This is a genomic window from Actinocrinis puniceicyclus (assembly GCF_018283645.1).
Lineage (GTDB): Bacteria > Actinomycetota > Actinomycetes > Streptomycetales > Catenulisporaceae > Actinocrinis > Actinocrinis puniceicyclus.
Window position 1 is genome coordinate 1 of sequence record NZ_JAGSXH010000209.1, and the last position, 5,809, is coordinate 5,809.

At 71.7% G+C, this 5,809-nt stretch carries 2 protein-coding genes; both read right to left on the reverse strand.

The genetic code is table 11. The features are described from left to right. A partial coding sequence (locus KGA66_RS30615; protein ID WP_246508870.1) for a type I polyketide synthase occupies positions 1 to 4,943 on the reverse strand: 4,943 nt, incomplete at its 3' end. 26 nt (positions 4,944 to 4,969) lie between these two features. Beyond that, a partial coding sequence (locus tag KGA66_RS27760) for an acyl carrier protein (RefSeq protein WP_246508872.1) occupies positions 4,970 to 5,809 on the reverse strand: 840 nt, incomplete at its 5' end.

Genomic DNA, 5,809 nt, shown 5'->3' on the forward strand with positions numbered 1-5,809 from the left:
CGTAGGTGGTGGGCGAGGCGTGCGGCTTGGGCTTGTAGTGCGGGTTCGCTGCGGGCGGAGAGCAGCCAGGGGGTGAGCGCCGCGGTGTCCGGTGCGGTGTCTGGTGCGGTGTCTGGTGTGGTGTCTTGGGTTTCCTTGCTGGTCTTCGTGCCCTGAGTGCTCGGGCTGCTCGCGTCGCCCTGTTCGGCGGGGTCCTGCGGTAGCGCGTCAGTGCCCTGTGTTGTCCCGGGCGGCTGCTCGGGTGCCTGCTCAATGATGACGTGCGCGTTCGTACCGCTCATGCCGAAGCTGGACACCCCGGCGCGCCGCGTCTGCTCTCCCGGCGACCACTCGACCGGCTCGCTCAGCAGCGCGACGGAACCCTCGTTCCAGTCCACGTGCGGGCTCGGCGTCTCGGCGTGCAGTGTGCGCGGCAGCATCCCATGCCGCAGCGCCTGCACCATCTTGATCACGCCGCCGATCCCGGACGCGGCCTGCGCGTGGCCGATGTTCGACTTCAGCGAACCGATGCGAAGCGGCCGCTCGACGGGACGATCCTGGCCGTACACCGCTATCAGGGCCCTGGCCTCTATCGGGTCGCCCAGGACCGTGCCGGTGCCGTGCGCCTCGACCGCGTCGACCTCAGCCGGCCGCAGACCCGCCGAAGCCAGCGCCTGCCGGATCACCCGCTGCTGCGCCAGGCCGTTCGGCGCCGTCAGACCGTTGCTCGCACCGTCCTGATTCACTGCCGAACCACGCACCAGCGCGAGGACCGGGTGGCCGTTGCGCTGGGCGTCGGACAGCCGCTCCAGCAGCACGAGACCCGCGCCCTCGCTCCAGCCCGTACCGTCCGCGTCGGCCGAGAACGCCTTGCACCGGCCGTCCGGTGAAAGCCCGCGCTGGCGGCTGAACTCGACGAACGCCGCGGGCGTGGCAAGCACGACCGCCCCTCCGGCCAGCGCCAGATCGCACTCGCCGGAGCGCAGGGCCTGCGCCGCGAGATGCAGCGCGACCAGCGACGACGAGCAGGCGGTGTCGACCGTGACGGCCGGGCCCTCAAGCCCGAAGGTGTAGGCGATGCGCCCGGAGATGATGCTCGCCGAGGTGCCGGTCAGCAGGTAACCCTCAGCGCCCGACTCGGTTTCGTGCAGTAGCGTGCCGTAATCCTGCGAGCTGCTGCCGATGATGGTCCCGGTCCGGCTGCCGCGCAGCGCCGCCGGATCCAGGCCGGCGCGCTCGAACGCCTCCCAGGCAAGCTCCAGCAGCATCCGCTGCTGCGGGTCCGTGGCCAGCGCCTCCCGAGGTGAGATCCCGAAGAACTCGGCGTCGAAACCGCCCGCGTCATCCAGGAAGCCGCCCCGGCGGGTATAGGAGCTGCCTGACTTGTCCGGGTCCGGATCGTAGAGCTCGTCCACGTTCCAGCCGCGGTCCGCGGGGAACTCGCCGATCGCGTCACGGCCCGCCGCCACGAGCTGCCAAAGATCCTCCGGGTTCTGCACCCGGCCGGGATACCGGCAGCTCATCGCGACGATCGCGATCGGCTCGTGCGACTCGACGCGATGCGTCCCGCCCTGGTCGCAGCCCGAGCCACCGGTGCCGAGCGCCTCCTCGAGCAGGTAGCGGGCGAGTGCCGCGGGCGTCGGATACTCGAACGACAACGTCGTCGGCAGCGCCAGCCCGGTCGCCGCCGCCAGCCGCTTGGCGAACTCGATCGCCGTGGCGGAATCGAAGCCGAGGTTCTTGAACGGGAGGTCGGCGCGGATTTCGTCGGGCGTGGCATAGCCGAGCACCGCCGCGGCCGTGCCCAGCACCAGCCGGTCCACTCGCTGCGCCCGCTCGGTCTCGGGTAGCGCGGCCAGACGCTGCCGCCACGGCGATCCGTCCATCGCGGACCCAGACACGGACGCTGACGCGGACCCCGACACGGACCCGGCCCTCCCCATCGCCCGCGCGTCCGCGTCCGCCCCGGCCCCGGCGTCTTGCAGGTCTGCGATCGGGGCGAAGGGCGTGGGGTCCTGGTTCGGCACGGTCCGATCTGAAGAATCCTGACCCGTCGAGCGCATGCTCTGCCACGAGGCAAGCCAGAACCGGCGGCGCTGGAACGCGTAAGTTGGCAGCTGAACCGTCCGCGGGCGATGCGCACGGAAGAACTCGGCCCAATCGATCCGCACGCCTCGGGTGTGAAGTCGCGCGGCGTGCGTCAGGAACGTCGTCCAGTCGCCGCGGTCACGCCGCAGAGTGGGCACGACGAGAGCCCGGGCGATGCCCATCTCGTCGACGGTCTCCTGTACTGCCGGCGTAAGAATCGGGTGCGCACTGACCTCGACGAACGTCGTGTGCCCGCTGCCGATCAGCGCCCGCGTGGTCTCCTCGAACCGGACCGTGCGCCGCAGGTTCTCGTACCAGTACGTCGCGTCCAGCTCTCGGGTGTCGACCGGACCCGCGCTGACGGTGGAGTAGAACGCGATCCGCGCCGATTGCGGCGACACCGGACCCAACAACTCCAGCAGATCGTCGCGCATGGCCTCCACATGCGAGCCGTGCGACGCGTAGTCGACCGGGATAGTTCGAACCTTGACGCCCTCCCCGGACAGCGCCGCGACCAGTTCGTCGAGCGCGTCCCGGTCGCCGGAGACGACCGTCGCGCGCGGACCGTTGACGGCGGCGACGCCCAGTCGCCCCCGGTACGCGGACAGCCGGTGCTCGACCTCTGCGGCTGGAAGCGCGATCGACGCCATCCCGCCCGAACCGGTGATCCCGCCAAGCGACTTACTGCGCAGCGCGACGATCCGCGCCGCGTCCTGCAGCGACAGCGCGCCGGCGACGTAGGCGGCCGCGATCTCGCCCTGCGAATGCCCGATGACGGCCTCCGGCTCGACGCCCAACGAGCGCCACAGCGCGGCGAGCGAGGTCATCACCGCGAACAGCACCGGCTGGATCACGTCGTCGCGCGCCAGTTCCGGCGCGTCGGCCGGTGCGTGCAGCACGTCCAGCAACGACCAGCCGGTGTGCTCGGCGAGCGCCGCGTCGCAGCGCGCGATGTGCTCGGCGAACACCGGCGAGGTCTCCAGCAGAGGCAGGGCCATGCCATGCCACTGCGAACCCTGACCGGGGAATACGAACACTGTCTTGGCTGGCTCGGCGGCGGCGTCCTGGACCAGGCTCACGGAAGGCTCACCGTCGCGAAGCGCCCTGAGACCCGCCAGGAACTGCCGGCGGTCGGCGCCGATCACCACGGCCCGATGCTCGAACGCCGTGCGCGAGGTGGCGAGCGAGAAGCCGATATCGGCCAGCCGGGCCGATCCCAGCGCGCCATCGGAGGCGCCATCGGATGCGCCGTAGGGGGTGCCGTCGGGGGCGGTGTCTGGGGCGGTGTCGAGATCTCCGGCGAGGAACTCGGCGAGCCGCTCAGCCTGTGCCTGGAGCGCCTGCTCGGACGTCCCGGAGAGCACCCACGGCAATGCGGTCCCGGTCCCGGTCGCGGCCGGAGCCGTGCAGCTCTCCTGGGCGCCGTCTTGCCCCGGCCGCTGCTCCTGGCCCGGCTGCTGCCCCGGTTCCTGGTCCCGCTCCGGCCCTTGCTCAGGGGCCTGTTCCAGAATCAGGTGAGCGTTGGTCCCCGAGATTCCGAACGAGGAGACCGCCGCCCGGCGCTGACGGTCCAGCTGCGGCCACGGCACCGCCTCGGTGAGCGGCAGGACCTGCCCGCCGGACCAGTCCACGTGCGGTGTCGGACTGTCCACGTGCAGGGACTTGGGCAGCACGCCGTGTCGCAGGGCCATGACCATCTTGATCGCGCCCGCGACCCCGGCCGCGCCCTGGGTGTGCCCGATGTTCGACTTCACCGACCCGATCCACAGCGGCCGCTGCGCACTGCGCCCCGCTCCGTACGTCGCCAGCAGCGCGTTCGCCTCGACCGGGTCGCCGAGCGCGGTACCGGTCCCGTGCGCCTCGACCGCGTCCACCTGATCCGGAGTCAGCCGCGCGGCGGCCAGAGCCTTCCGGATCACCCGCTGCTGCGCGGTCCCGTTCGGCGCCGACAGTTGGCTGCTGGTGCCGTCCTGGTTGACCGCGCTGCCCCGGATCACCGCCAGCACCGGATGGCGGTTTCGCCGCGCGTCCGAAAGCCGCTCAAGCAGCATCAGCCCGACGCCCTCGCCCCAACCCGTGCCGTCGGCGGCGGCGGCGAACGGCTTACAGCGCCCGTCGGCGGCCAGGCCGCGCTGCCGGCTGAACGTGGTGAACGTGATCGGCGTCGCCATCACGGTCACGCCGCCGGCCAGCGCGAGCGTGCACTCGCCCTCCCGCAGCGACTGGCAGGCCAGATGCAAGGCGACCTGCGAAGCCGAGCACGCCGTGTCGACAGTGACCGCAGGGCCCTGTAACCCGAGCGTGTACGCGACGCGGCCGGAGATGACGCTGGTGAGGTTGCCGGTCGCGAAGTGCTTCTCGATCTGCCGCACCGCCTGCGGGGTGCGCGGGTAATAGTCCTGAGACGCCACCCCCGCGAAGACCCCGGTGAGGCTGCCGGCCAGGCTCGACGGATCGATGCCCGCGCGCTCCACGGTCTCCCACGCGGTCTCCAGCAGCAGCCGCTGCTGCGGGTCGATCGCCAGCGCCTCCCGCGGCGAGATCCCGAAGAACGCGGCGTCGAACTCGCCGGCGTCGTGCACGAACCCGCCTTGCGTGGTGTACGTCGTGCCGGGCTCGTCCGGGTCCGTGCTGCGCAGAGTCTCGACATCCCAGCCGCGGTCCGCCGGGAAGTCCGAGACCGCGTCCCGGCCCTCGGCGACGAGCCGCCACAGGTCCTCCGGGCTGCGTACACCGCCGGGGAACCGGCAGCCCATCGCCACGATCGCGATCGGCTCGCTGCGCGCCGCCTCCACCTCGTTCAGGCGCAGCCGCGTGTCGCGCAACTCGGCGGTCACCTTCTTGAGGTACTCGCGAAGCTTGTCCTCGTTCGCCATGGAAGGTCAGACCTCTTCCGTCGTGGTCAGATGTCGAATTCGCGGTCGATCAGGTCGAAGATCTCGTCGTCCGTGGCCGATTCGATGGGGTCGGCGAAGGCGTACGTCAGGTCGGGCGCGGACCCCGCGGCGACCGGTTCGAGCCGCCCGGCGCCGAGGCGCGCCAGCAGCGCGCGCAGCCGCTCGGAGATCTGCCTGCGGGTCTCCTCGTCCACGCCCTCCGCGGTGGCCGCGGTTTCGAAGTGTTCGAAGTCGGCCAGTACCGACGCTCCCGGTGTGGCGCTGTCTGCCGAGTCTCCGGACAGTTCCTGCGCGAGCCGGTCGGCCAGCGCCTGCGGGGTCGGGTGGTCGAGCACGACCGTGGTCGGCAACGACAGCCCCGTCGCGGCGTTGAGCCGGTTGCGCAGTTCGAGAGCGGTGAGCGAGTCCACGCCCTGATCCAGGAAACCGCGTGTCGTTTCGATGCGTTCCGGGCCGTTGTGGCCGAGTACGGTGGCGGCCTGCGTACGGACTAGAGTCAGCATGAGCGCGGCGCGCTGCGTCGGCGACGCGTCGGCCAGCTGCCCGACCAGGTCCGCTCCGGCCGGCCCGTGCGAGCCCGACCTCGCCGTCGTGTCCGCGACTAGCACGAGATCCGCGAACAGCGGCGGCAACGTTCCCGAGGCGGCCTGGCCGCGCAACGCCGGCAGGTCCAGCCGAGCCGGCAGCACGGCCGCGCGTCCGGTGAACAGCGCCGCGTCGAACAGCGCCAGCGCCTCGTCGGAGGGCATCGGCTGGAAGCCGCCGCGGGCTATCCGCGCCTCGTCGGCCCGGCCGAGCCTCTCCGTCATTGAACTGCGTTGCGCCCACAGCCCCCACCCCAGGCC